Annotated in this window: 22 protein-coding genes; 15 read left to right on the top strand and 7 right to left on the bottom strand. The window is 54.5% G+C overall.

What is annotated here, in order from left to right; translation table 11 throughout:
• Positions 1-85 precede the first annotated feature (85 nt).
• From glmM to A3841_RS08085, 3 genes are all read left to right on the top strand, one after another.
• A complete protein-coding gene (gene glmM, locus A3841_RS08075) occupies positions 86-1,477 on the top strand; it encodes a phosphoglucosamine mutase (RefSeq protein ID WP_073851779.1) in 1,392 nt (463 codons plus the stop codon).
• Positions 1,478-1,626: 149 nt separating this feature from the next.
• Positions 1,627-2,769, top strand: a complete 1,143-nt coding sequence (locus A3841_RS08080; RefSeq protein WP_073851780.1) for a cysteine desulfurase family protein — start codon at positions 1,627-1,629, stop codon at positions 2,767-2,769.
• Between the two features lie 93 nt (positions 2,770-2,862).
• Positions 2,863-3,444, top strand: coding sequence for an LOG family protein (locus A3841_RS08085; protein WP_073851781.1), 582 nt, complete (start codon positions 2,863-2,865; stop codon positions 3,442-3,444).
• A gap of 351 nt (positions 3,445-3,795) precedes the next feature.
• Here A3841_RS08085 and hemH read toward each other — a convergent pair whose 3' ends face one another.
• Positions 3,796-4,824, bottom strand: coding sequence for a ferrochelatase (gene hemH / locus A3841_RS08090; protein WP_073851782.1), 1,029 nt, complete (start codon positions 4,822-4,824; stop codon positions 3,796-3,798).
• Positions 4,825-5,251: 427 nt separating this feature from the next.
• On the opposite strand from hemH, the gene era reads away from it, so the two are divergent.
• The 4 genes from era (at position 5,252) to A3841_RS08105 (ending at position 8,162) form a co-directional block, all read left to right on the top strand.
• Positions 5,252-6,142, top strand: coding sequence for a GTPase Era (gene era, locus A3841_RS08095; protein WP_073851783.1), 891 nt, complete (start codon positions 5,252-5,254; stop codon positions 6,140-6,142).
• A 63-nt stretch (positions 6,143-6,205) separates the two neighbouring features.
• Entirely contained in the window at positions 6,206-7,519 is a 1,314-nt protein-coding gene (gene der / locus A3841_RS08100; RefSeq protein ID WP_073851784.1) for a ribosome biogenesis GTPase Der, read from the top strand.
• 193 nt (positions 7,520-7,712) lie between these two features.
• The gene (locus tag A3841_RS20270) at positions 7,713-7,877 is read left to right on the top strand and encodes a hypothetical protein (protein ID WP_170866161.1); all 165 of its coding nucleotides are present in this window, start codon (positions 7,713-7,715) and stop codon (positions 7,875-7,877) included.
• Positions 7,878-7,952: 75 nt separating this feature from the next.
• Positions 7,953-8,162 carry a hypothetical protein gene (locus A3841_RS08105; protein WP_073851785.1) on the top strand — a complete coding sequence of 70 codons (210 nt, stop codon included), beginning with the start codon at positions 7,953-7,955 and terminating at the stop codon, positions 8,160-8,162.
• Positions 8,163-8,340: 178 nt separating this feature from the next.
• On the opposite strand, the gene A3841_RS08110 is transcribed toward A3841_RS08105, so the two are convergent.
• Complete coding sequence (locus tag A3841_RS08110) at positions 8,341-8,910, bottom strand: hypothetical protein (protein WP_073851786.1); 570 nt, start codon at positions 8,908-8,910, stop codon at positions 8,341-8,343.
• Positions 8,911-9,180: 270 nt separating this feature from the next.
• Between A3841_RS08110 and A3841_RS08115 the strand changes: the two genes are divergently transcribed.
• Both A3841_RS08115 and A3841_RS08120 read left to right on the top strand, forming a co-directional pair.
• Positions 9,181-9,909 (top strand): SpoIIAA family protein, encoded by a 729-nt coding sequence (locus A3841_RS08115; protein WP_073851787.1) that lies wholly within the window; start codon positions 9,181-9,183, stop codon positions 9,907-9,909.
• Between the two features lie 55 nt (positions 9,910-9,964).
• A complete protein-coding gene (locus A3841_RS08120) occupies positions 9,965-11,014 on the top strand; it encodes a hypothetical protein (protein WP_139307912.1) in 1,050 nt (349 codons plus the stop codon).
• Between the two features lie 11 nt (positions 11,015-11,025).
• Here A3841_RS08120 and A3841_RS08125 read toward each other — a convergent pair whose 3' ends face one another.
• The 5 genes from A3841_RS08125 to A3841_RS08145 all read right to left on the bottom strand — a co-directional run bounded on the left by A3841_RS08125 (position 11,026) and on the right by A3841_RS08145 (position 14,844).
• A complete protein-coding gene (locus tag A3841_RS08125) occupies positions 11,026-11,307 on the bottom strand; it encodes a hypothetical protein (RefSeq protein WP_073851789.1) in 282 nt (93 codons plus the stop codon).
• Positions 11,308-11,412: 105 nt separating this feature from the next.
• Positions 11,413-12,228 carry an N-acetylmuramic acid 6-phosphate etherase gene (gene murQ / locus A3841_RS08130; RefSeq protein WP_073851790.1) on the bottom strand — a complete coding sequence of 272 codons (816 nt, stop codon included), beginning with the start codon at positions 12,226-12,228 and terminating at the stop codon, positions 11,413-11,415.
• Positions 12,229-12,314: 86 nt separating this feature from the next.
• Positions 12,315-13,187 carry a hypothetical protein gene (locus tag A3841_RS08135; RefSeq protein WP_073851791.1) on the bottom strand — a complete coding sequence of 291 codons (873 nt, stop codon included), beginning with the start codon at positions 13,185-13,187 and terminating at the stop codon, positions 12,315-12,317.
• A gap of 61 nt (positions 13,188-13,248) precedes the next feature.
• Positions 13,249-13,518 carry a cytochrome b5 domain-containing protein gene (locus tag A3841_RS08140; RefSeq protein WP_073851792.1) on the bottom strand — a complete coding sequence of 90 codons (270 nt, stop codon included), beginning with the start codon at positions 13,516-13,518 and terminating at the stop codon, positions 13,249-13,251.
• A gap of 153 nt (positions 13,519-13,671) precedes the next feature.
• On the bottom strand, positions 13,672-14,844 hold the full coding sequence (locus tag A3841_RS08145; protein WP_073851793.1) for a formimidoylglutamase: 1,173 nt from the start codon (positions 14,842-14,844) through the stop codon (positions 13,672-13,674).
• Positions 14,845-15,078: 234 nt separating this feature from the next.
• Here A3841_RS08145 and A3841_RS08150 point away from each other — a divergent pair, with 234 nt between their 5' ends.
• From A3841_RS08150 to A3841_RS08175, 6 genes are all read left to right on the top strand, one after another.
• Positions 15,079-16,836 carry an AMP-dependent synthetase/ligase gene (locus A3841_RS08150; protein ID WP_073851794.1) on the top strand — a complete coding sequence of 586 codons (1,758 nt, stop codon included), beginning with the start codon at positions 15,079-15,081 and terminating at the stop codon, positions 16,834-16,836.
• Between the two features lie 410 nt (positions 16,837-17,246).
• Positions 17,247-17,681 carry a MarR family winged helix-turn-helix transcriptional regulator gene (locus tag A3841_RS08155; protein ID WP_073851903.1) on the top strand — a complete coding sequence of 145 codons (435 nt, stop codon included), beginning with the start codon at positions 17,247-17,249 and terminating at the stop codon, positions 17,679-17,681.
• A gap of 24 nt (positions 17,682-17,705) precedes the next feature.
• On the top strand, positions 17,706-20,108 hold the full coding sequence (locus tag A3841_RS08160; protein WP_073851795.1) for a 3-hydroxyacyl-CoA dehydrogenase/enoyl-CoA hydratase family protein: 2,403 nt from the start codon (positions 17,706-17,708) through the stop codon (positions 20,106-20,108).
• Between the two features lie 322 nt (positions 20,109-20,430).
• Positions 20,431-21,609: a thiolase family protein gene (locus A3841_RS08165; RefSeq protein ID WP_073851796.1), complete on the top strand. Its 1,179-nt coding sequence runs from the start codon at positions 20,431-20,433 to the stop codon at positions 21,607-21,609.
• Positions 21,610-21,649: 40 nt separating this feature from the next.
• Positions 21,650-21,997, top strand: coding sequence for a four helix bundle protein (locus tag A3841_RS08170; RefSeq protein ID WP_073851797.1), 348 nt, complete (start codon positions 21,650-21,652; stop codon positions 21,995-21,997).
• Positions 21,998-22,052: 55 nt separating this feature from the next.
• The gene (locus A3841_RS08175; RefSeq protein WP_073851904.1) at positions 22,053-23,843 is read left to right on the top strand and encodes an acyl-CoA dehydrogenase family protein; all 1,791 of its coding nucleotides are present in this window, start codon (positions 22,053-22,055) and stop codon (positions 23,841-23,843) included.
• The last annotated feature ends 36 nt before the right edge of the window (positions 23,844-23,879 follow it).

Here is a 23,879-nt window from a genome sequence, read left to right on the forward strand (position 1 = left end):
ATTTTGTGCTGCCACAATACCACATAATCGGCTGGAAGTATAAGTAAAATGATTACTTTTGCCGGAGCAACTAATATACGGATCAGTGGCTTTAATAAAATCGATTTCAGGAATACGTGGCACGATAGGCGGACAGGCTGGAGAAGGACTTACCCCTGTGGATGTGGTTAAGTTTTCCGCTGCTTTCGGCACCTGGGTGCTTCAGAACACCGACAGGAAGACAATTATAGTGGGCCGCGATGCGCGCCTCTCCGGCGAGATGGTAAACAAGCTGGTTTGCGCCACGCTGCAGGGCTTGGGCATCGATGTAGTGGACGTGGGCCTCTCTACCACCCCAACCGTGGAGATGGCCGTGCCGGAGATGCAGGCCGGCGGCGGTATTATACTTACAGCCAGTCACAACCCCAAGCAGTGGAACGCCCTGAAGCTGCTCAACCACAAAGGTGAGTTTATCTCGGATGCCGAGGGAAAGCTGGTGCTGGAGATAGCCGAGAAAGAGGCCTTTGAGTTTGCGCAGGTAACCGAGTTGGGCAAGTATACCCGGGACGAGGAGGCGCTGGAGAAGCACATCAAAACCATACTTGACCTGCCGCTGGTAGACGTGGAGGCCATCAGAGCCAAGAACTTTAGCGTGGTGGTGGATGCCGTGAACTCGAGCGGGGGCTTTGCCGTGCCGATGCTGCTGGAGGCCCTGGGCGTGAACAAGATCGAAAAACTATACTGCGAGCCGGACGGCAACTTCGCCCACAACCCGGAGCCGCTGCCAGAGAACCTGCGCGAGATATCCCGCCTGATGGAGAAAGGCAGGTTTGACCTGGGCATTGTGGTAGACCCGGATGTGGACCGCCTGGCGCTGGTAAACGAGGACGGCAGCATGTTCGGCGAGGAGTATACGCTGGTAGCCGTAGCCGACTATATACTGAAAAACCAAGTGGGCAACACCGTTTCCAACCTTTCATCCACCCGTGCGCTGCGCGATGTGACGGAGAAAGCCGGCGGATCATACTTTGCCGCCGCCGTAGGCGAGGTGAACGTGGTGAACATGATGAAGGAGCAAAACGCCATCATCGGCGGTGAGGGCAACGGCGGTATCATCTACCCGGAATTGCACTATGGTCGCGACGCGCTGGTGGGTATTGCCCTGTTCCTGACGCACCTGGCCAAGTCCGGTATGAGTATGACGCGCCTGCGCGCCAGCTACCCGAACTACTACATCTCCAAAAACAAGATAGAGCTGACGCCGGACGTGGACGTGGACGCTGTGCTGACGCAGATGCAGGAGCGCTACGCCAAGCAGCCGATCAACACCATAGACGGGGTGAAGATAGAGTTCGATAAGGAGTGGGTGCACCTGCGCAAGTCCAACACCGAGCCGATCATCCGCATCTATGCCGAGAGCGACAGTAACGCCACGGCCGAGCACCTGGCCAATAAAATCATTGCCGATATCAAGGAGATCATCTCTAATAAAGCCTAAAGTATGTGTTGTTGCTGCTGTCTTAGAAAACGAGAGTAACAGACCGTGTTGCGCCACTGGTAGGGGATTGTTCCTGCCGTTGGCGCAACTTTTTTTTATACTTTGTTGGTTGAGTAAAGAACAGAAACAGAAAAATTTACCTTTCAAGTATGCGTGTTTATTTAGATAATGCTGCCACCACCCCTCTCGACAGAGAGGTATTTGATGCCATGGCCCCTTTTATGCTGGAGCACTTCGGTAACCCTTCCTCCATCCACTCGCACGGGCGCGAGGTGCGGGCGGCCATTGAGCGGGCGCGCAAAACGGTGGCAGGCCTGCTGAACACGTCTCCGGCAGAGGTTTTCTTTACCTCCGGCGGTACCGAGGCTGATAACGCAGCCATTGTCTGCACCTGCCGCTCGCTGGGCATTAAGCATGCCATTACCACCAAACTGGAGCACCACGCAGTGCTGCATACGGTGGAACTGCTGGAGAAGCAGGAGGGCGTGCAGCTAAGCTACCTGCGACACGACGAGCGCGGCAACCTGGACCTGGAGCACCTGGAGGAGCTGCTGGCCAACCAACCGCAGACGCTGGTGTCCGTGATGCACGCCAACAACGAGATCGGCAACCTGAACAACATTGAGGCGATCGGGGAGATCTGCCGGAAGTATAACGCCATCTTCCATTCGGATACGGTGCAGACCATGGGCCACTACCAACACGACCTGCAGCAGCTGAAGGCTAACTTCATCGTGGGCTCGGCGCACAAATTCCATGGCCCCAAAGGTGTGGGCTTCCTGTACTGCGATGCCGAGACGAAGATTCAGCCGCTGATTCAGGGTGGGGCACAGGAGCGCAACATGCGTGGTGGCACCGAGAACGTGTACGGCATCATCGGGCTGGCCAAGGCCCTGGAGATTGCCTACCGCGATATGGGCGAGCACCAAAAGCACATCCAAAGCCTGAAAGACCGCATGATCTACCAACTGCGCGAGCAAATGGACGACGTGAGCTTTAACGGCCTATCGGAATTTAGCGACAAGAGCCTGTATACTGTCCTGAACGTGAGCCTGCCGGCCTCCGACATTAACGAGATGCTGCTCTTCAGCCTCGATATTGCCAAGATCTCTGCCTCTGGAGGCAGCGCCTGCAGCAGTGGCGCCAACACCGGCTCGCATGTGCTGCGCGCGCTGGAGTGCGATCCAGACCGTGGCTCGGTGCGCTTCTCCTTCAGCAAGTATAACACGCCGGAAGAGGTGGACTACGCCGCCGAAACGCTGGCAAAAATGTATAAGAAGCAGCTGGCCTAAGTATAAATCAGCTCAGCCCAAAGTATAAAGTATAAACAAGGCCCTGGCACTACGCCGGGGCCTTTCTTGATTTAACGCTAGCAAGTATAACCTATGAGAAGTATAGCCGTTTTCTGTGGCGCCAATGCCGGCAACGACCCGGTGTATGCGGCGGAAGCCACAAAGCTGGGCCACCTGATGGCCGCACAAAGTATAAGATTGGTGTTCGGGGGAGGTAAGGTAGGGCTGATGGGCACGATTGCCGACGCCATACTTGCCAAAGGCGGGGAGGCCGTGGGCGTGATTCCGCAGAGCCTGATAGAACGCGAAGTGGCCCATACCGGGCTGACCGAACAGCACGTGGTCAAGACCATGCATGAGCGCAAGGCGCTGATGGCCGCCAAGTCGGATGCCTTTGTGGCCATGCCCGGGGGCTTCGGCACCCTGGACGAAATCAACGAGATCATCACCTGGAACCAGCTGGGCATCATTAAAAAGCCCGTGGCCTTCTACAACGTCAACGGTTTCTACGACAAGTTCATGGAGTTTATAGCCGACAGTGTGCGGGAGGGGCTGGTGAAACAGGAGTTTGTGAACAACCTGATCGTGGAGAGCGACGCGGAGGTGCTGCTGCGGAAGCTCACAAAGTATACCGATGCCGTGTCGGAGGATTGGGTGGACTCGGAGCGGATCTAATTGTTGATGTTGCTCGCACAGGTTGCCTGGTTTGCCTGCCGCAAGTTTAGCGCAGCGTAACTTGTGGTTAAGTATGGTAGCAGTTTTCAACTGCTTTGCTTTGAAAAAGCAAGGAAGGCAGAAGCTATACTTTGACGATGCCTACCAACGAAATACTTCTGCTAAATTATATTTTTCTGCTCCGCAGAAAGCGAGTTGAAAACTTGCAACAAGTATAGCCACAAGTTACGCTGCGCTAAACTTGCGGCAGAAACTGTTAAAGAGAAGGCCGCTGCATTTATACTTGCAGCGGCCTTTTATACTTTAGCAGAGATCATCTTCCAATCTCCACATCTTCAAATCTCCAAATCGTTAATTTTCCAGCACGATCTCCTTCAGCGCCTCCACCCAGCTGTCGCTGGAGTTCAGGCTTTCCACCAGCTGCCACTTCTCGCCGCCGGCGTGCTCAAACATCTCCTTAAACTCTTCGCCAACCTCAATGGTCGTTTCCAGGCAGTCGGCCACGAAGGCAGGGCTGTAGGCCAGCACTTTCTTAATGCCTTTGCCCGGAAGCGTTTTGAGCACTTCGTCGGTGTAAGGCTGCAGCCAGGGGTCTTTCAGAAGCCTGGACTGGAAGGTGACGGTGTACTGGTCTTCGCGCAGGCCCAGCTCGGCGGCCAGCAGGCGCGAGGTAACAAAGCAGGAGGCGCGGTAGCAGTACTTGTTGCGCTTGTTGTAGGAGTTGCAGCAGGCTCCCAGCTGGCAGTAGCCTTTGTCGCTGCCCTTGAGTACCTGTCGCTCCGGCAGGCCGTGGTAACTGAAGATCACGTGGTCATAGTCGTCTTGGGCCATGTGCTTTTTACCCAGCTCGGCAAAGGCCTTGATAAAACCCGGATCGTCGCAGAAAGAAGAGATGAAGCTGATACTTGGGATTACCCACCAGTCTTTGACGATCTCCATCACCTTGTCCTGCACCGAGCCGGTGGAGGCCGAGGCATACTGCGGGAAAAGCGGCACCACGATGATGCGGTCCACGCTCTGTTCGCGCAGCTCATCCAGGGCACTCTGGATGCTTGGGCTCTGGTAGCGCATGCCGAAGGCCACGTGGTAGGTGTTACCCAGCGCCTGCTGCAGCTTCTGCTGCAGGTCCAGCCCGTGGTAGAGCAGCGGTGAGCCGCGGTCGGTCCAGAGCTGCTTGTATACTTTGGCCGACTTGGGCGCCCGGAAAGGGGCGATGATGCCGTTGATCAGGGCGTAGCGCTGCACGGCAGGTATGTCTATCACGCGTTTGTCCAGCAGGAACTCGCGCAGGTACTTTCTAACGTCTGGGGTATTGGGAGTGTCCGGTGTGCCTAAGTTCACCAGCAGCACGCCAATCTTACCGGTAGCTTTTTTGCTCATCTATACTTCAAAAGTGCTTTAGTCTTACAAAGATACAAGTATAAACAGATCTTGCTGATACTTAATTTCTATTCCCTGATAGAGGGTAAAGCAATAAGTAGGGGAAATGTTCTAGAGTTAGAAAGTTGGGAAGTTAGAAGGTTAGAAAGTGAAGCTATGTTTTAACCTCTCTCGCTCGCGTCCCGCGGGTGCGCGCTATAGGGCGGCCTCTGGCCGTTTTAAGTATAAGTATAAGTATAAGTATAAGTATAAGTATAAGTGGCGGGACGCCACCGGATAGCACACACTCGCGGGACGCGAGCGAGAGCTGAGGTACATTTAACTTTCTAACCTTCTAACTTCCCAACTTTCTAACTATTCCTAAATCCGCACATTTTCACCATGTTTCGTAAAAAAGAAGTAATTTTGCAACCTCAAATTCAGACGTATGGCCGAAACACCGCACAAAGCCGGTTTTGTAAGTATAGTGGGCAAACCGAACGTGGGCAAATCCACGCTGATGAACGCGCTGGTGGGCGAGAAACTCTCTATCATCACATCCAAGGCGCAGACCACGCGGCACCGCATCATGGGTATTTTGAACGGAGATGATTTTCAGATCGTTTACTCCGACACGCCCGGCATCATCAAGCCGCAGTACGCGCTGCACGAGTCGATGATGGGCTTTGTGCGCACCTCGCTGGAGGACGCCGACATCATACTTTTTGTGACGGACATTTACGAGAAGCACGATGAGGACGACGTGATCAAGCGCCTGCAGCACGCCAAGGTGCCCATACTTCTATTGATCAATAAAATTGACCAGGCGACCGAAGAAGAGGTGAACGAGAAGGTAGCTTACTGGCAGGAGCACATGAACCCGACCGAAATTCTGCCTATCTCGGCCTTGCATAACTTTGGGCTGGACCATTTATTCAAGCGCCTGCTGCATTACCTGCCCGAGCATCCGGCCTTTTATCCCAAGGATGAACTGACCGACAAGCCCGAGCGTTTCTTTGTGTCGGAGATGATCCGGGAGAAAATTTTCCTCAACTATAAAAAGGAAATCCCCTACAGCTGCGAGGTGGTGGTAGAGGAGTTCAAAGAGGAAGAAGACATCATCCGCATCCGGGCCGAGATCAGCGTGGAGCGGCGCAGCCAGAAAGGCATCGTGATCGGCAACAAAGGCGAGGCGCTGAAGAAAGTAGGCACACAGGCCCGCCTCGACATGGAGAACTTCTTCCAGAAAAAGATATTTCTTGATTTATACGTGCGCGTGAACGAGAATTGGCGGACAGACCAGAAGCTGCTTCGGCGCTTCGGCTACCGCGAAGAGTAGCGCACCATTAAAGCTTCGGGGCAAGGTGCTCCGGGGGTACTTTAACATTTTTATTTTAGTTCGATGTCAACCAACATCATTGCCATTGTAGGCCGCCCCAACGTGGGCAAATCAACACTTTTTAACCGCCTGATCGGGGAGCGCAAAGCCATCATGGACAACGTGAGCGGCGTAACCCGCGATCGCAGCTACGGCCACGGCGACTGGGTCGGCAAGTACTTCACCGTGATCGACACCGGTGGCTACGTGCACGGCTCCGACGATATTTTTGAATCCGAGATCAATCGCCAGGTAGAGCTGGCCATGAACGAGGCCGACGTTATACTTTTTATGGTGGACGTGGACGCCGGCCTCACCGGCCTGGACGAGGAGTTTGCCAACGTGCTGCGCCGCACTGATAAGCCAGTGTACGTAGTGGCCAACAAAGCCGATACCAACGCGCGCATGCACCAGATGGGCGAATTCTACTCCCTGGGCGTGGGCCTCGATATTTTTCCGATCTCCTCGCAGAGTGGCTCCGGCACCGGCGAACTGCTGGACGAGGTGGTAAAACACTTCAAAGACGAAGGGGTGGAAGACCCGGATGCCGGTATACCGAAAATTGCCGTGCTGGGTCGCCCGAACGTAGGTAAATCATCCTTCGTGAACCTGCTGCTGGGCACGGAGCGCAACATCGTAACCGATATTGCCGGCACTACCCGCGACGCCATCCATGCCCGCTACAACGCGTTTGGCAAGGAGTTTATCATTGTGGATACGGCCGGCCTGCGCCGCAAGAGCAAGGTAAGCGAGGACATTGAGTTTTACTCGGTGCTGCGCTCGGTGCGTGCCCTGGAGGACGCCGATGTATGTATTGTAATGCTGGATGCCACGCGCGGTATTGAGGCGCAGGACGTCAACATCATTGCCCTGGCCGAGAAGAACCGCAAAGGCATCGTGATACTGGTGAACAAGTGGGACCTGGTGGAAAAGGACACCCACACCACCAAGCATTTTGAGGAGGAGATCTACAGCCGCATCGCCCCGATCGCTTACGTGCCGATCATCTTTACTTCGGTGCTGACGAAGCAGCGCATCCACAAGGCTATTGAGGTAGCCATGGAGGTGTATGACAACAAGACGCGCAAGATCCAGACCTCCAAGCTGAACGACTTGCTGCTGCCCGACATCGAGCGCTATCCGCCGCCGGCCATCAAAGGTAAGTTCATCAAGATCAAGTACATAACGCAGTTGCCGACGCACAACCCTACGTTTGCGTTTTTCTGCAACCTGCCGCAGTACGTAAAGGAGTCGTACACACGCTACCTGGAGAACCGGATGCGCGAGCACTTCGACTTTACCGGTGTGCCGATCAGGCTGCTGTTCAAGAAAAAGTAAGGATCAAAGTATAGCTTCCCGGCCACGGCCGCAGCTTCACCGAAAGGCACCTGAGCAGGGTGCCTTTCGGTGTTTTTATATATTTCAAATAACTATATTCTGATTGTGCCGTATTGTTTGTCATGTTTCTGCTGCGGCCGCAAGTGTGCCGTAACGGAAGCGGGGAATAATCCCCTCACTAAAAAATAAAGCAATGAAAAAGTTACTGTACGTGTTTGCGCTGGCAGGCCTGTTTGGCTTTGCCTCCTGCGACTCTCCGGCTGAGGACAGAGCGGAGGAGATGGAAGACCAGGCCGAAGATACCGCGGATGAGATGGAAGATGCCGCCGAGGACGCCGATACCAGCGCAGTGATTTAGTAAAACATGGCCTGTGAGAACCACGGGCCGAACGTGTAATTTATTCAGATTGATAACCCTTAAAACCAAAATAGTATGAAAAAGCCGATTTTTATGTTCCTGGCACTGGGCATGTTTGCCTTCGCCTCCTGCGATTCTAACACTGAGAACGCTGTAGAAAGCGATGCTGAAAGAGTAGAAGAAAACGCGGAAGAGCTTGGCAACGACATTGAAGAAGGTGCCGATGAAGCCGGAGACGAAATAGAGGAGAGTGCTGAGGAAGTTGAGAACGAAGTGAACAACTAATTTATAACAGGCAATGCCTTGGTAGCGGGTTAGGCTTCGGCCTTACCCGCTATTTTTTTGCACGGCCAATCCTGTCGCTGCCCGTGTCTGTGGTTTATTTAGCTTGTGTTTTGCTGATCTCAAGGTGCGTTACGGCAGCCTTCTGCGCCTTTGTAAGTATACCTATGATAAAGTATACTTATGCCCCCAGCCGTTTCTGGATAAGGCTGTTAACGAGAGCAAACAGGCGCTGGGGCGTAAACGTGCGCCAATGCACGTCGTCGAGGTTGCCGCCGGAGTTAATGTAGTAGTCCAGGTTGTAGTTCTTCATCTCGCTCAGCACAAAATCCTGGAAGCCGAGCGCCACCACCCAGCCCTCCTCCACGTCCTCAAACCACTCCTCGTAATAAGAGTCGTCGGAGCCGTGGAAGTTGAACACGTTCTCCCCGATCAGTATAAAATGCTTGATGCCCTCCTCCACCATGGGGTCGATGATGTTGCGCTTTAGCTGCATGATGTCGTTGTTGAGGGCGTCGTTCCACTCCCCGATAAACTCGATTACGGCAAAGCCCAGGTCGTAGTCGGCGAAGAGGATCTTGAGGAAGAGCGTTTCGGAGTTTATGTCGTCCCACTGCGGGTGTATGTAGTACCCGTAGATGGTATTGGTATACTGCGAGAGGCTGTTCTCGGCCCCATAGAGCGGCGAGCGCGGGTCCTCACAGGCCGAGTACTTCTCTATCCAGTTGTAGTATGGTTCTATCGTGTGCATAAGGCAATGGTATGGGTTTGGGGGCCGTAGCATCATTTTACTGCCCTGGCTGCTGCAAAGTTGGGCGCTTTAGAAGGCTTTTTTTACTTCCTCCGGCGCCGTAAACCAACAAATATACTGCACAAAAAGTGGCATCCCGTTTATCAAAAACTTAAGCCTCCTAACAGGAAACCGTTTAGGGATTACAGCGGTATGCTAAGTATAGGCGTTGCCTCCGGAAGGCGCCGGTATAAAAAGTATACAACATCAACGCTAACCTATCCGCAAATTATGGTATCGATTATTCAATTTGAGGAGGATAACCTTGCAGGTTTTCATGTGCAGCACTATATTGACGAGTCCGGACTGAGGACGATTGTGCACGAGATGGAGGAGAAGGCCAGGGTGCACGACAAGGTGCATCTATACTTTGAGTTCGTGAGCTTTGGCGACTGGGACAGCGTGCAGTCTTTCTTCGACACGCTGAAGCTCAAGTTCCATAGCTGGAATAAGATAGCCCGCTACACCATCGTGACAGACAAGGATTGGGTGAAGAAGCAGTCGCGGCTGGCCAATTTCCTGACACCCCACTTTGAGGTGATGGCCTTTGGAATGGCCGATAAGGAGCAGGCGCTGGCGTGGCTGCGGCAGCCGTTGGCCGGCAAGCCGGAGCAGGGCGTGTCGGTGCTGGAGGCTATGCCCCGGCATGTGGTGGGGCTGGCAACGCTCGACGGCCTTTCCGCGGATGATTACCGTACTATAAACCATTTGCTGGAGGAGCAGGTACTACAGAACCCGGAACTGCGTTTGTACCTGGAGGTGCTGCACCCCGACGGGGCCGCCCCGGATGCCATGTGGGAGGACCTGAAGCACGGGGTGCGGTACTACAACAAGTTCAGCAAGGTAGCCATAGCGGGCCACGAGGAGTGGCTGCAGCGGTCTGGGGGCCAAATGCCGGGCCACAATGTAAGATTCTTTAAACTGGATGAGCGCGACGCGGCCATAGATTGGCTACGCTAGCAGCAGCTGGCACAGGGCTGTCGCCGCACCACTCGCGCCATCAGCTCTAAAAACGATGCTCAGGAAGATACTTTTATACTTTACTTTACTCGTGCTGGCGCAGCAGCATGCGCTGGCGCAGGATGCACTGGACTACACGCAGGTATACCACCCCGTTATAAACGAGGCGGAGCTGCTGGTGGTGGATAAGAAGTATGAACAGGCGCTGGAGGCCTACCAACGGGCTTTTGCCGCCGTGCCCTCACCCTTCGCCCGCGACTACTACAACGCCGTCATTTGTGCGCTGCTGCTACAGGAGCGCGGGAAAACCTTCAACTACCTGGAGGAGCTGGTGCAGAAGGGCGTGAGCCTGGAGTACCTGGAGCGGCAGCCGGTGCTGGACTCGCTGCGCAGCACCAAACAGTGGCAGAAGTTCGCCAAAAAATACCCCAAGCGCCGCGCCAAGTATGAGCAGAAGCTGAACAAGGAGCTACGGGCCGACCTGGACGAGCTCTATGCCCGCGACCAATACTTCCGACAGGCCAAGGGCGGCTGGCGCGTGCACGGCGATACCATCACCAAGATTGAGGCCGCCAACACGAAACTGCTGCTGGGCTGGATTGAGGAGTATGGCTATCCCGGCGAGGATCTGGTGGGCGTGGCCGATACCCTGGAGCAGCTTCCGCGGTTCACTGTGGTGATAGAGCGGCAGACCAAGGCCCGCAAGGGTCAGGACTTTACCGAGGTGCTGACGCAGGCCGTGCAGCAGGGCCGCATCGCGCCGCAGGCCGCCGCCTACCTCCTGGACCAGCAGGCGGGCGCCAGCAAGTATGGCTCCCGTGTTTTCGCTAAAATAAATTGCAGCAAGTGCGCCGACGATGAGGAACTGGGCGCGCTGGATGATTACATGACCACCAAGATCAGCAGAAAAGAAGAGAGCAAGGTGGATGAGCGCCGTAAGAAGCTAGGGCTGGAGCCGCTGGAGCTCTACAAGTATAAAATCGTGCACCTTGGCGAGAAGAACCGGGACCGGTTTAAGCTGACGTACCCCTGGTCGGTGATCAACTACATTGTGCCCAGCAAGGAGGCCGCCCGCGTTCTGCTGGAAAAGCTGACGATGAAATAGGAGATGTATACTTAGAACGGGTAGTACAACAGAATCAGGTTAAGCATACATAGTCCCATTCCCAACAGCCCGATCTTCACTTTCCATTTTCTGAAAGACAGGAAACCCAGCGCCGCGCCAACTACCTCAAGTATAAACAGCGTTAGCCTGGTGCTGTCGCTCATGGTATAAAAGGTTGCCTGCTGCTGCAGTTCCCCCGCTTCACTGTATCCCTGCATTGTCTGGAAATACACATAGGTTAGTATGGCCAAGCCTGCCAAGCCGATAAGAAGAGATGCGATTCCTGCTTTCATACGCTTAAGAAACACTATACTAAGTATAAACGAAAGCAAATAAAAAGAGCCGGAGTATTTTGCCCCGGCTCTTTTTATTTGCTTGAAAATGATGGTCAATTTAGTCTATTGCCCGTTTCCGTTGCGGTAGGCTTCTACGGCGGCGCGCACGCTGCCATACTTTGTAAGCAGGGCTCCTGCCTCCGCCCTTCCCACACCCAGTTCCTCCATCACCATGCGGATGCCGCGGTCCACCAGCTTGTGGTTCGAGAGCTGCATATCCACCATCTTGTTACCCTTTACGCGGCCCAGTTTTATCATGGCGGAGGTGGTGAGCATGTTGAGGGCGAGCTTTTGGCCGGTGCCGGCTTTCATGCGGGTGCTGCCGGTTACAAACTCAGCGCCGGTTACAACCTCCACCGGAAACTCGGCGGCTGCGGCCACGGCACTTCCTGTGTTGCAAACGATGCAGCCGGTGGCAATGCCGCGCTCGCGGCAGGCATTCAGGCCTCCGATCACGTAAGGGGTGCGGCCCGAGGCAGCGATTCCCACCACGATGTCCTTCTCCGAAACATGGTGCTCCAGCAGGTCTTTCCAGGCCTGCTGCTCATCGTCCTCGGCAAACTCCACCGCCTTCCGGATAGCCGTGTCTCCGCCCGCTATAATGCCCACGACCATGCCGTGCGGCACACCGTAGGTAGGGGGGCACTCCGAGGCATCCACAATGCCCAACCGGCCGCTGGTGCCGGCGCCAATGTAAAACAGGCGACCTCCCTGCTGTAGGCGCTCCACGGTAGCATTCACCAGGTTCTCCAGCTGCGGGATGGCTTTCTCAACGGCAAGGGGCACGGTTTTGTCTTCGCGGTTAATGTTTACGAGCAGCTCATGCACGCTCATTTGGTCTAAGCTGTCGTAGTTAGACGCTGATTCGGTAGTAGACACGGTGGTGCTTGGTTAAAGATGATGAACGGTAAACGTACAGGGAGATCGTGTGGCACCATCTCCCTGTACGTTATACTTGATTATACTTATACTTTTTTAGGGGAGCCGAATGTCTGCAGCAGTTCCTGGTGGTACTTGATCAGGCCTTCGCTGGGGCTCTGCAGGATCGTCTCTATGTGCAAGCCATACTTTTTGGCCACCTGCTTCAGAATATCGCTGAAGTAATAGGAGATGGAGCCCACAAAGTTCACCGGAAGCGTCTGGTGGTCCGCATACTTTACCACGTGGCGCTCAAAGAACTCAGAGAAGTTCTCATAGATCATGCCGTGGATGATAGGGTGCTTCTGCTTGTCGTGCATGAACCTGGCGAAGGTAGCCATGTAGCGGCTTGGGATGGCAGAGCCGTAGAGCGTATCCAGGAAGCCGTCCTTGGTGAGGTTGTAGGTGTTCTTCAGCGAAGTAGCCAGGTCTTCGGGCAGCTCACGGTACATGTATGCTTTCATCAGCAGTTTGCCCATAAAGGCGCCGCTGCCCTCATCGCCGAGCAGGAAACCCAGCGAGGGAACGTTGTCGATAATGTCGGTGCCGTCGTAGAGGCAGGTGTTGGAACCGGTGCCCAAGATGCAGGCGATGCCCGGCTTGCGGCCACAAAGCGCGCGCGCCGCTGCCAGCAGGTCGTGGTCCACGGAAATAAGGGCATCCGGGAAAGCTCTGCGCAGGGCATCTACCACGCGCTGGTTGCGCTCCGGTGAGCTGCAGCCGGCACCGTAGTAATAGATGGCTTCCGGGTTTTTGTCGCTTAGCTGTGGCAGCAGCACATCGTTTACTTCCTGAAAAATCTCGTCAGCCTCCTGGTACATCGGGTTAAATCCGGCAGATTGTGCCTGGCTCAGCACGCTGTCGTTTGTCACGATGCGCCAGTCCGTCTTGGTTGAGCCGCTATCAGCTATAATTATCATTTGTATAAATTTGATTTATTTGTGTTGAATCGGGTCGTAACCCCAATATACGGTTTTATTTTTAGGTCTGTTGGCTCTGCGCAGGTCGGTGGGCAGAATTCTTAACAAGTCCTACAGCCTCAAATTTATCAAAAACATTGGCATTATGTGGCGCGTCGGCCAGTTCTTCTGTTAAATCCTGCCCGGCCCAGTGCTCATAATGCCTGCCGTTGCGCCACAGCCTTGATTTCTTCACGTCATAGATCACGCCCTGGTAGGCCACCCATACTTCCTCGCGGTCCTGCCCGTTCCGGAGCGCCAACTGCTGCAGCGTGTATTCTGGTAGGTTCATAGATTTGGAGATGAGGAAATTTGGAGATTTGAAAATGGTGCGCGAAGTAGTAATCTATACTTAGATGAGGTCAGACATCTTTCAAGCTTTAACGCTTGAGAATTTTGAGCATCTGCAAATTCCCAAATTTTAAAATCTCCAAATTGATAGAATTTACCCAATGCGGGCCTGGGTCATGATCCAGCGGTTGGGCACTTCGCCTTTGGTGGCCTGCAGGTAATCCTCGTAGCTGCAGGGCACAATGCGGCTGCCTTTGTCGGGGCTCATGGGGTCCACCTCCAGCCACCACTTTTCGCTGCTGCGGCTCTTGTAGAAGATCATGCGGTCGGGGTTGTCGGCGGCGAAGGCCACGGCATACTTGGTGAAGTGGCGGCTGTTGAAGTCTGTCTCGTTCTTGCGGTGGTAAAAGCCCTCCACAAAGTACCAGATCATGGTGGCCACAGTCATGGCGGTCAGTTCGCGGTCGTCGAGGGCGGGGTTATACTCGTAGATGCCCAGCGAGGTCAGGTTGTCGTTCAGGCCGGCGTACCAGCATAGCTGGCAGGCCTCCTCGCCGGTAAGCCCAAAGGGGTTGGCTGGCTCAGAGGCCGGCGCGTCCTGGTGCCGGATGGCCGAGACGTCAAAGGTCAGCAGGTCCGCCACGCGCACCACCGGCTCTATCTCCTGCACGCTGCGGTGCACCTCGCCCACGCGGTAAGCCTCAAAGTGCATCTTCTCGAAGGTGGCCATCACCTCCGGCTCCACAAAGTATGACTGGTACCCGATCTGGCTCAGGCTGAAGAGGTAGTTGGGCTCGTGCATGAGTATCTGGCGCAGCTGCCTTTTGTTGGGGGCCGCATCGGTGTCCTCGGTCATGTCCACGCTGCTGTCCACGGTCACCATGTTCACCACGCGCTCCAGGTGCTCGTAGCCCATGTACTGGCCATACTCCAGGTCGTGCGAGCCGCCGATGATGACCGGAATGGTGTTGTGCGAGATCAGCACCTCCACGATCTCCTTCAGGCGCAGGTGCGTGTCCTCCAGCGTAATGCCGGGGCGCAGGTTGCCCAGGTCCACTACCTGGCAGCGGCCGGTGCCCTTGTTCAGGCCGTAGAGTTTTCTGCGCACGAGGCGGGCGGGGGCCTGTGCCGCTTCCGGCGCTTCCTCTGCGGCTTCCTCGCTGTGGCGGCCGCGCGTTTCGTTCACGCCAAGTATGGCGATGTCGGCGGCGCGCCAGTCGGGGAACTTGCTTACGAAGCGGCTAATGTAGGAGCCGAGCGTGCGCGGCTTGTTCAGGGTGGCGAAGGCGTCCTCGCTCAGCGGCTCAAAGAATATCGACAGGTTCATGTATGGTTGTCTCCTGGGGAGGCCTGAAACGCGCAGGCAGCACACTTGGCTTTGCCCGCACGAAAGGCCGTGGTTCTAAAAGTATAAATATAACACATGGGAAATATTTATATGCCCTGCCGTGGCAGAATTCGGAAAAAATAGTTAAAATGCATCTGTAACAGGCTATTTGCCCCGCTTTTAGCCCTGTACAAGCCAACTAATCAAAACACTGTTGTATAAATCATACACGATATGAACCTAACCCGGACCTTCGACCTTTTGCCCTACCAGATGCAGCAATTCCCTAAGCCCGACTGTTTGGCGGCTAAGGTAAACGGCACCTGGCAAAAGTATACCACCAGCGATGTGCTGGAGTACGCCAACCAGGTGAGCCTCGGCCTGCTGAAGCTGGGCATACAGAAAGAGGACAAAGTGGCCATCATCTCCTTCAACCGCCCGGAGTGGGTGCTGGTGGATTTCGGAATACAGCAGATCGGGGCCATCAGCGTGCCCATGTACCCCACCATCACGGAGGAGGACTACCGCTATATCTTTAACGATGCCGAGGTGAAGGCGGTGTTTGTGGCCGATGCCAACCTATACAACAAAGTAGTGGCTGCCACAGAGGGGATGGAGGGGATCAAAGAGATCTATACGTTTGATGACATACACGGCGCCAAGAACTGGAAAGAGGTGCTGAAGATGGGCGAGAACGAGGATGTGGCGCAGCTGGAGCCGCTGAAGGCCGCCGTAAGGCCAGAGGATACCCTAACCATCATCTATACGTCGGGCACCACCGGCAACCCCAAGGGCGTGATGCTGACGCATGACAACCTGATGAGCAACGTGCGCGGCACCGTGCCTTACGTGCCGGTAAACCATACCCACCGCGCCCTGAGCTTCCTGCCGCTTTGCCACGTGTTCGAGCGCATGCTGCTGTACCTGTACTTCCGCATCGGGGTATCCATCTACTATGCCGAAAGTATAGAGAAGGTGGCTGACAACCTGAAGGAGGTGCAGCCGCACCTGTTTACCACCGTGCCGCGCCTGCTGGAGAAAGTATACGACAAGATCGTGGCAACCGGCATGGAGCTGACGGGCGTGAAGCGCAAGCTGTTTTTCTGGGCCCTGGAACTGGGTCTGAAGTATGATACCCAGACAGACCAGGGCTGGTGGTACAACAAGCAGTTGGAGCTGGCCAACAAGATTATCTTCAGCAAGTGGCGCGAGGCCCTTGGCGGCAACATACGCGTGATCGTTTCGGGTGGGGCGGCGCTGCAGCCACGCCTGGCGCGCGTGTTCTGGTCGGCCAACATCCGCGTGATGGAGGGCTACGGCCTTACCGAAACCTCACCGGTTATCTCGGTGAACCGCTTCGAGCCGGAAAACAACATGATCGGCACGGTAGGCATGCCCATTGATGGCGTGGAGATAAAAATTGCCGAAGACGGCGAGATACTGACGCGTGGCCCGCACGTGATGAAAGGCTACTACAAGAAGCCCGACCTGACGGAGGAGGTGATCGACAAGGATAACTGGTTCCACACCGGCGATATCGGCGAGATGATTCAGGACAAATACCTCAAGATCACGGACCGCAAGAAAGAGATGTTCAAAACCTCCGGCGGCAAGTATGTGGCGCCGCAGCCTATCGAGAACAAGCTGAAGGAGTCGGTAGTGATTGAGCAGGTGATGATTGTGGGCGATGGCCGCAAGTATGCCTCTGCGCTTATCGTGCCGTCGTTCCTGGGCCTGCAGGACTGGGCTAACCACAAGGGCATCAAGTATACGTCGGATGAAGAGATGATCAAGCACCCGGACGTGATCGAGAAGTTTAAGCGCGAGATCGACAAAGCCAACGAAGGCCTGGCGCAGTACGAAACGGTGAAGAAGTTCGCGCTCATCCCGAACATGTGGACCGTAGAAAGCGGCGAGCTGACGCCAACCCTGAAGGTGAAGCGCAAGATCATCACCGCCAACTACAAAAACGTGATCGAGAGCCTGTATTAAAGTATAAACCGAAGTATGAATAGCCACAATGGCTGTCTATACTTCGGCAACCTGATTTGTCATCCTGAAAGGATCCTGGTTGGATCCTGGTTGGAAGGGAGGTTGTACTTCTGCCAGGGTTCTTTCAGGATGATGTTGTTTATCTACTCCTCTTCGGCTTTCTACACAGCTGAAAGTATAAATCTCCTTCTCTAAAGCCCTTTCCATCACCGGGAAGGGCTTTTTCTTGCCCATTCCATACTTTCTCCAAGTATGGCAAATCCCATCTGCCAGTTTGTAGTATAACTATACCTGCAACCTCTATAATATTACCCCCAGCTGTTGCTTCAGTATCCTAGTAGAAATTTTTTCTCAAAAAGGTATGCAAGCATAACAAATTTGCCTATATTTGGTATACACCACTGTAAATGATGAGACCGGAAGAAACAGTAGACTATAACTTTAAAGTGTGTTGGCACGCCATCTCGCGTATGTATAATACCGAGGCGGCCAAGGCAGATATCACCACGTCCATAGGCTTTGTACTGCTGAACATAGACCAGGAGCGAGGCACGCCCGCCACCAAAATCGCTCCCCTGCTGGGGCTGGAGGCTCGCAGCCTTACCCGCATCCTCAAAAGTATGGAGGAGAAGCAGCTGATCTACAAAGTATCCGACCCGAACGATAAGCGCCTGGTGCGCATTTTCCTGACGGAGAAAGGGCTGGAGAAAAAGGAGATATCGCGGCAAACGGTGAAGCAGTTTAACCACAAGGTGCGCGAGCAAATACCGGAGGAGCAGCTGGACGTGTTTTTTAACGTGTGCGGCCGCATACTTGGCATGATCGATAATAAAGAAATCTTTTAACCCATAGACAACTATCGCCATTCTATGAAAAGAATAATCAAGAAAGTAGCCGTACTTGGCTCGGGGGTGATGGGCTCGCGTATTGCCTGCCACTTCGCCAACATCGGGGTGCAGGTGCTGCTGCTCGACATTGTACCCAAAGAGCTGACGCCGGACGAGGAAAAGAAGGGCCTGACGCTGGAAAGCAAAGCCGTGCGCAACCGCATCGTGAACGGCTCGCTGGATGCGGCCATCAAATCAAATCCGTCGCCGCTCTACCGCAAGTCCGATGCGCGCCTGATCCAGACCGGTAACTTCGAAGACAACATGAAGGACATCGCCACCGCCGACTGGACCATTGAAGTGGTGGTGGAGAACCTGAAGATAAAGAAACTGGTGTACGACCAGGTGGAGCAGCACCGCAAGCCGGGCACGCTCATCACCTCCAACACCTCGGGCATTCCGATCCACCTGATGCTGGAGGGCCGCTCCGACGATTTTAGGAAGCACTTTTGCGGCACGCACTTCTTTAACCCGCCACGCTACCTGAAGCTTCTCGAAATTATTCCTACGCCAGAAACCGATCCGGCTGTGGTGGATTTCCTGATGCACTACGGCGATTTATACTTGGGCAAGACTACCGTGCTAGCAAAAGACACGCCGGCCTTTATCGCCAACCGCGTAGGCATCTACGCCATCATGCAGGGCCTGCAGGTAATGAACAAACTGGGCCTGAATGTGGACGAGGTGGACCGTATCTCCGGTCCGATCATCGGCCGCCCGAAGTCAGCCACGTTCAGAACGCTGGATGTGGTTGGTCTGGATACGCTGGCTAATGTAGCGAACGGGCTTTACCAGACGGGTGATAAGGATGAGTCGCGGGAGCTGTTCCAGTTGCCGGGCTACCTGCAGAAAATGGTCGAGAACAAATGGCTGGGTGATAAGACCGGCCAGGGCTTCTACAAAAAGACAAAAGACGCGAGCGGCAAAACCGAGATCCTGACGCTGGACCTGAACACGCTGGAATATGGCCCGAAGCAACGCGCCAAGTTCCAGAGCCTGGAAGTGCTCAAGCCTATCGAAGACCTGAAGAAGCGCGTGAAGGCTTTCTCCAAGCAAACAGATAAGGCCGCACAATTCTTTAATGAGTCGCTTTACGGTCTGTTCCAGTATGTGAGCAACCGCATCCCCGAGATCTCAGACGAGCTTTACAGAATAGACGATGCCATGCGTGCCGGCTTTGGCTGGGAGCTTGGTCCGTTTGAGTACTGGGATGGCATTGGCGCCCGTGAAGGCGTGCAGCGCATGATCGAAGCCGGATATGAGCCTGCCCGTTGGGTAGAGGAGATGCTGGAGCATGGCAAAGAGTCCTTTTACGTCGTGGAGAACGGCCAGCGCCGCTACTACGACATCCAGAGCAAAGAATACAAAACCATCCCGGGTGCCGAGAACTTCATTATACTGGATAACCTGCGTGGCAACAACGTCATCTGGAAAAACACCGGCGCCACTATAACGGACCTGGGCGATGGCATCCTGAACGTGGAGTTCCACACCAAGATGAACACCATGGGCGGCGATGTGATTCAAGCCCTGAACAAAGGGATAGAATTGGCCGAGAAAGATTTCCGCGGGATGGTTGTGGGTAACCAGGGAGCCAATTTCTCTGCCGGTGCCAACGTGGGCCTAATCTACATGTATGCGCTGGACCAGGATTACGATGAGCTGAACATGATCATCCGCCAGTTCCAGAACACGATGATGCGCATGCGCTACTCGGCTATACCGGTAGTAGGTGCGCCGCATGGTTTAACGCTGGGCGGCGGCTGCGAGCTGAACCTGCATGTGGACCACATCCAGGCAGCTGCCGAGACTTACATGGGCCTGGTGGAGTTTGGCGTGGGCCTGATCCCAGGCGGTGGCGGTACCAAGGAGATGACGCTGCGCGCGGCTGATATGTATGCTGATGGCGACATAGAGCTGAACGACCTGAAGAACGTGTTTCTGAACATCGGTATGGCAAAGGTTTCTACTTCTGCCAAAGAAGCGATCGATTTAGGCTATATGCGTGCAAGCGATGGCATTTCCATCAACAGCAACCGCCAGATTGCCGATGCCAAAGCGCAGGCTATACTTTTAGCGGAGGCTGGGTACACCAAGCCGGTGCAGCGCACGAACATTAAAGTGCAGGGCCGCAGTGCGCTGGGCATGTTCCTGACGGGTGCCAACGCCATGATGACCGGCCGCTACATGTCGGAGCATGACCTGAAGATCTCGCAGAAGTTGGCCTATGTGATGTGCGGTGGCGATCTGTCGGCCCCAACGGAGGTAAGCGAGCAGTACCTGCTGGACCTGGAGCGTGAGGCCTTCCTGTCGCTGACAGGCGAGCGTAAAACGTTGGAGCGTATCCAAAGCATCCTGACCACAGGCAAGCCGCTGCGGAATTAATGTTTTAGAAAGTATGAGTGGGAGCTAAATGACCGCCATTCATACTTTACTTGTTCTTTGTCATCCTGAAAGAATCTTGGTTGAAGGGTAAGCCTCAGTATGCTCTTTCGGATTTGCAATCCGAAAGTATAATAGCCGCGGATTTGTAATCCGCAATAGGTTAAGCAGTAGCTATTAACAGGCAGGCGGATTACAAATCCGCAGTTACCCGAGTTCCGGATTGCAAATCCGGAACAGCAACCATAAATAAGCAAGATCCTGAGGAATGACAGAAGAAAATTGAAAGTATAGCTGATAGTATAAACTATAAAAGAGCATCAAAATGAACAATGCCTATATCGTAGCCGGATTTCGTAGCGCCGTTGGGAAAGCCGGCCGTGGCGGATTCCGGTTCACCAGACCTGATGACCTGGCCGCTGACGTCATCAAACATGTAATGGCCTCTGTGCCTGCCCTTGACCCGGAGCGGGTGGACGACCTGATCGTGGGGAACGCGGTTCCGGAAGCCGAGCAGGGCCTGCAGATCGGACGTATGATTTCGTTACTGGCGCTGCCGATGTCGGTTTCTGGTATGACGGTAAACCGCTACTGCGGTTCTGGCCTGGAAACCATCGCCATAGCCGCAAACCGTATTTCGGCCGGTATGGCTGATTGCATCGTGGCAGGTGGCACGGAGTCTATGTCGCTGGTGCCTACGGCTGGCTGGAAAACCGTGCCTAATTACAAGATCGCCAAAAACAACCCCGACTGGTACCTGAGCATGGGCTTAACGGCTGAGGCGGTGGCTGCCGATTACAATGTTTCACGTGAAGACCAGGATGCGTTTGCCTTTAAATCGCACCAGCGGGCCATCAATGCCATCCAGAACGGTTATTTCAAAGACCAGATCGTGCCGGTAACGGTAGAGGAGACGTACCTGGACGAGAACGGCAAAAAGAAGACCCGCACGTATGTGGTAGATACCGATGAAGGCCCGCGTGCTGACACCTCTCTGGAGGCCCTGGCCCGCCTGAAGCCGGTGTTTGCGGCAGGCGGAACGGTAACGGCCGGTAACTCTTCTCAGACTTCGGATGGTGCTGCCTTTGTGATCGTGATGAGTGAGCGCATGGTGAAAGAACTGGACCTGGAGCCGATTGCGCGCCTGGTGAGTTACGGCACCGGTGGCGTAGACCCGCGCGTCATGGGTATGGGCCCGATCGCGGCCGTTCCGAAGGCGTTGAAACAGGCAGGGATGACGCTGAACGACATCGACCTGATCGAGATGAACGAAGCTTTTGCAGCCCAGTCTATCGCCGTGATGCGCCACCTCGACTTCGACCCGGATAAGCTGAACATCAACGGCGGCGCCATTGCGCTCGGTCACCCGCTGGGCTGCTCCGGCGCCAAGCTAAGCGTGCAGCTCTTCAGCGACCTGCGCCGCACCGGCGGCAAGTATGGCATGGTGACTGCCTGCGTAGGCGGTGGACAGGGTGTAGCCGGCGTGTTCGAATTACTGAAATAGCGTATCACGTATCACGACACACGAATCACGACTTCTGTTTATGCACAATTTTAAGGAATTGAGAGTATGGAAAGAAGCGATTGAACTTGCTAAGTCTGTCTATATAATAACAGCAAATTTTCCGGCAGATGAAAAGTACGGCTTGAAGTCCCAAGTCAATCGTGCAGCCGTGTCAATTCCTTCAAACATAGCGGAGGGAGCTGGTAGAGGTTCTAATAAAGAGTTTGCACAGTTTCTGAAAATAGCCTTAGGATCGGCTTTTGAAGTTGAAACTCAGATGATCTTAGCGGAAGCTTTTGGGTTTGTAACGGAAGCCGACAACGAGAAGCTAATGCAGCAGCTATCAGGTGTGCAAAAGATGCTGAATGGTCTAATCAACAAATTTTAAAGTCGTGTGTCTTGATACGTGATACATGATACGAAAAAATAAAAATCAAAAAAACATGGAAAACGCAACTAAAACTACAACTATCCAGGGCGGGGAGTTCCTGATAAAGGAAACAGACCCGCAGGATGTATTTATACCTGCCGATTTTAACGAAGAGCAGCTGATGATGGCGCAAACCTGCAAGGATTTTGTGCGCGAGGAAGTATACCCGCTGCTGGACCGCCTCGACAACCACGAGGAAGGCCTGATGGAGGGGCTGATGAAGAAAGCCGGAGAGCTGGGGCTGTTTGCCGTGTCTATTCCGGAGCAGTACGGAGGCCTGAACATGGACTTCAACACCTCGCTGCTGGTAACGGAGGCCGTGGGCGGTGGACACTCGTTCCCCGTGGCCTTTGCGGCGCACACCGGTATCGGTACCTTGCCCATTTTATACTTTGGCACCGAGGAGCAGAAGAACAAGTATATCCCGAAACTGGTGAGCGGCGAGTGGATGTCGGCTTACTGCCTGACGGAGCCAGGTTCCGGCTCTGACGCGCTCGCGGCTAAAACCAAAGCCGTACTAAACGACGCAGGCACGCACTACGTCCTGAACGGCCAGAAAATGTGGATCACAAATGCTGGCTTTGCCGATGTGTTCATCGTTTTTGCGCAGGTGGATGGGGACAAGTTCACGGGCTTTATTGTGGATAAAGGCTCTAAAGGCCTGAGCCTGGGTAACGAGGAGCACAAAATGGGCATCAAGGGTTCCTCCACCCGCCAGGTGTTCTTCGAGGACTGCGAGGTGCCGAAGGAGAACGTGCTGGGCGAGATCGGCAAGGGTCACCTGATTGCCTTCAACATCCTCAACATCGGCCGAATTAAACTGGGCGCTGCTACGCTGGGCGCGGCTAAAAAAGTGGCCGACCTGTCGGTGAAGTATGCCAACGAGCGCCACCAGTTCAAGCTGCCTATCTCTAAGTTCGGTGCTATTAAGTATAAACTAGCCGAGCAGGCAATCCGCATTTATGCGGTGGAGTCGGCTTTGTATCGTTGCGGGATGGATATTTACCGCAAGGAGCAGGAGTTGATGGCCAATGGAGCAAACGAGAACGAGGCGCTGCTGGGTGCTGCCCGCGAGTTTGCCGTGGAGGCCGCCATGCTGAAAGTAGAGAGCTCTGAGGTGCTGGATTACGTGGTGGACGAGGGCGTGCAGATCTACGGTGGCTATGGCTTCTCGGCCGATTACCCCATGGACCGCGCCTACCGCGACTCCCGCATCAACCGCATCTTCGAGGGTACCAACGAGATCAACCGCATGCTAACGGTAGACATGATCCTGAAAAAAGCCATGAAAGGCGAACTGGACCTGATGGGGCCGGCCCAGGCGGTGCAGCAGGAACTGATGGCTATTCCGGATTTCGGGGAGGAGGAGGAAGGCCTTTTCGCGGCAGAGCATAAAGCCATCCGCAACCTGAAGAAGGCCATCCTGATGGTGGCCGGTACGGCGGTGCAGAAGTACATGGACTCGCTGGCCAAAGAGCAGGAGATCCTGATGAACATCGCCGACATGGCCATCAAAACCTATGTGGCGGAGTCTGCGCTGCTGCGCGTAGAGAAGCTGGTAGGCCAAAAAGGTGAGGAGGCCGTAGCCAACCAGATCGATGTCGTGCGGGTAACCGTGAGCGATGCCGTGGACACTGCCTTTAAGGCCGGCAAGGAAGCCATTGCGTCTATGGTGGAAGGCGACGAGCAGCGCCTGCTGTTCATGGGCCTGAAGCGCTTCACGAAGAAAGACCTCTACAATACCAAGGAAGCGCGCCGCCGCATCGCCGCCGCCCTGATCGAGGCAAACGAGTATGTGTATTAATTTCTGACCATTTATAGTTCGAAAGGCTGTTACCCC

This window comes from Pontibacter flavimaris (assembly GCF_001907195.1).
GTDB classification, from domain to species: domain Bacteria; phylum Bacteroidota; class Bacteroidia; order Cytophagales; family Hymenobacteraceae; genus Pontibacter; species Pontibacter flavimaris.

Excerpts from the sequence above, each read along its gene's own strand:
- A3841_RS08080 (WP_073851780.1), top strand. The coding sequence starts at position 1,627 with ATGCGTGTTTATTTAGATAATGCTGCCACCACCCCTCTCGACAGAGAG.
- A3841_RS08085 (WP_073851781.1), top strand. The coding sequence starts at position 2,863 with ATGAGAAGTATAGCCGTTTTCTGTGGCGCCAATGCCGGCAACGACCCG.
- hemH (WP_073851782.1), bottom strand. The coding sequence starts at position 4,824 with ATGAGCAAAAAAGCTACCGGTAAGATTGGCGTGCTGCTGGTGAACTTA.
- era (WP_073851783.1), top strand. The coding sequence starts at position 5,252 with ATGGCCGAAACACCGCACAAAGCCGGTTTTGTAAGTATAGTGGGCAAA.
- der (WP_073851784.1), top strand. The coding sequence starts at position 6,206 with ATGTCAACCAACATCATTGCCATTGTAGGCCGCCCCAACGTGGGCAAA.
- A3841_RS20270 (WP_170866161.1), top strand. The coding sequence starts at position 7,713 with ATGAAAAAGTTACTGTACGTGTTTGCGCTGGCAGGCCTGTTTGGCTTT.
- A3841_RS08105 (WP_073851785.1), top strand. The coding sequence starts at position 7,953 with ATGAAAAAGCCGATTTTTATGTTCCTGGCACTGGGCATGTTTGCCTTC.
- A3841_RS08110 (WP_073851786.1), bottom strand. The coding sequence starts at position 8,910 with ATGCACACGATAGAACCATACTACAACTGGATAGAGAAGTACTCGGCC.
- A3841_RS08115 (WP_073851787.1), top strand. The coding sequence starts at position 9,181 with ATGGTATCGATTATTCAATTTGAGGAGGATAACCTTGCAGGTTTTCAT.
- A3841_RS08120 (WP_139307912.1), top strand. The coding sequence starts at position 9,965 with ATGCTCAGGAAGATACTTTTATACTTTACTTTACTCGTGCTGGCGCAG.
- A3841_RS08125 (WP_073851789.1), bottom strand. The coding sequence starts at position 11,307 with ATGAAAGCAGGAATCGCATCTCTTCTTATCGGCTTGGCAGGCTTGGCC.
- A3841_RS08135 (WP_073851791.1), bottom strand. The coding sequence starts at position 13,187 with ATGATAATTATAGCTGATAGCGGCTCAACCAAGACGGACTGGCGCATC.
- A3841_RS08140 (WP_073851792.1), bottom strand. The coding sequence starts at position 13,518 with ATGAACCTACCAGAATACACGCTGCAGCAGTTGGCGCTCCGGAACGGG.
- A3841_RS08145 (WP_073851793.1), bottom strand. The coding sequence starts at position 14,844 with ATGAACCTGTCGATATTCTTTGAGCCGCTGAGCGAGGACGCCTTCGCC.
- A3841_RS08150 (WP_073851794.1), top strand. The coding sequence starts at position 15,079 with ATGAACCTAACCCGGACCTTCGACCTTTTGCCCTACCAGATGCAGCAA.
- A3841_RS08155 (WP_073851903.1), top strand. The coding sequence starts at position 17,247 with ATGAGACCGGAAGAAACAGTAGACTATAACTTTAAAGTGTGTTGGCAC.
- A3841_RS08160 (WP_073851795.1), top strand. The coding sequence starts at position 17,706 with ATGAAAAGAATAATCAAGAAAGTAGCCGTACTTGGCTCGGGGGTGATG.
- A3841_RS08165 (WP_073851796.1), top strand. The coding sequence starts at position 20,431 with ATGAACAATGCCTATATCGTAGCCGGATTTCGTAGCGCCGTTGGGAAA.
- A3841_RS08170 (WP_073851797.1), top strand. The coding sequence starts at position 21,650 with ATGCACAATTTTAAGGAATTGAGAGTATGGAAAGAAGCGATTGAACTT.
- A3841_RS08175 (WP_073851904.1), top strand. The coding sequence starts at position 22,053 with ATGGAAAACGCAACTAAAACTACAACTATCCAGGGCGGGGAGTTCCTG.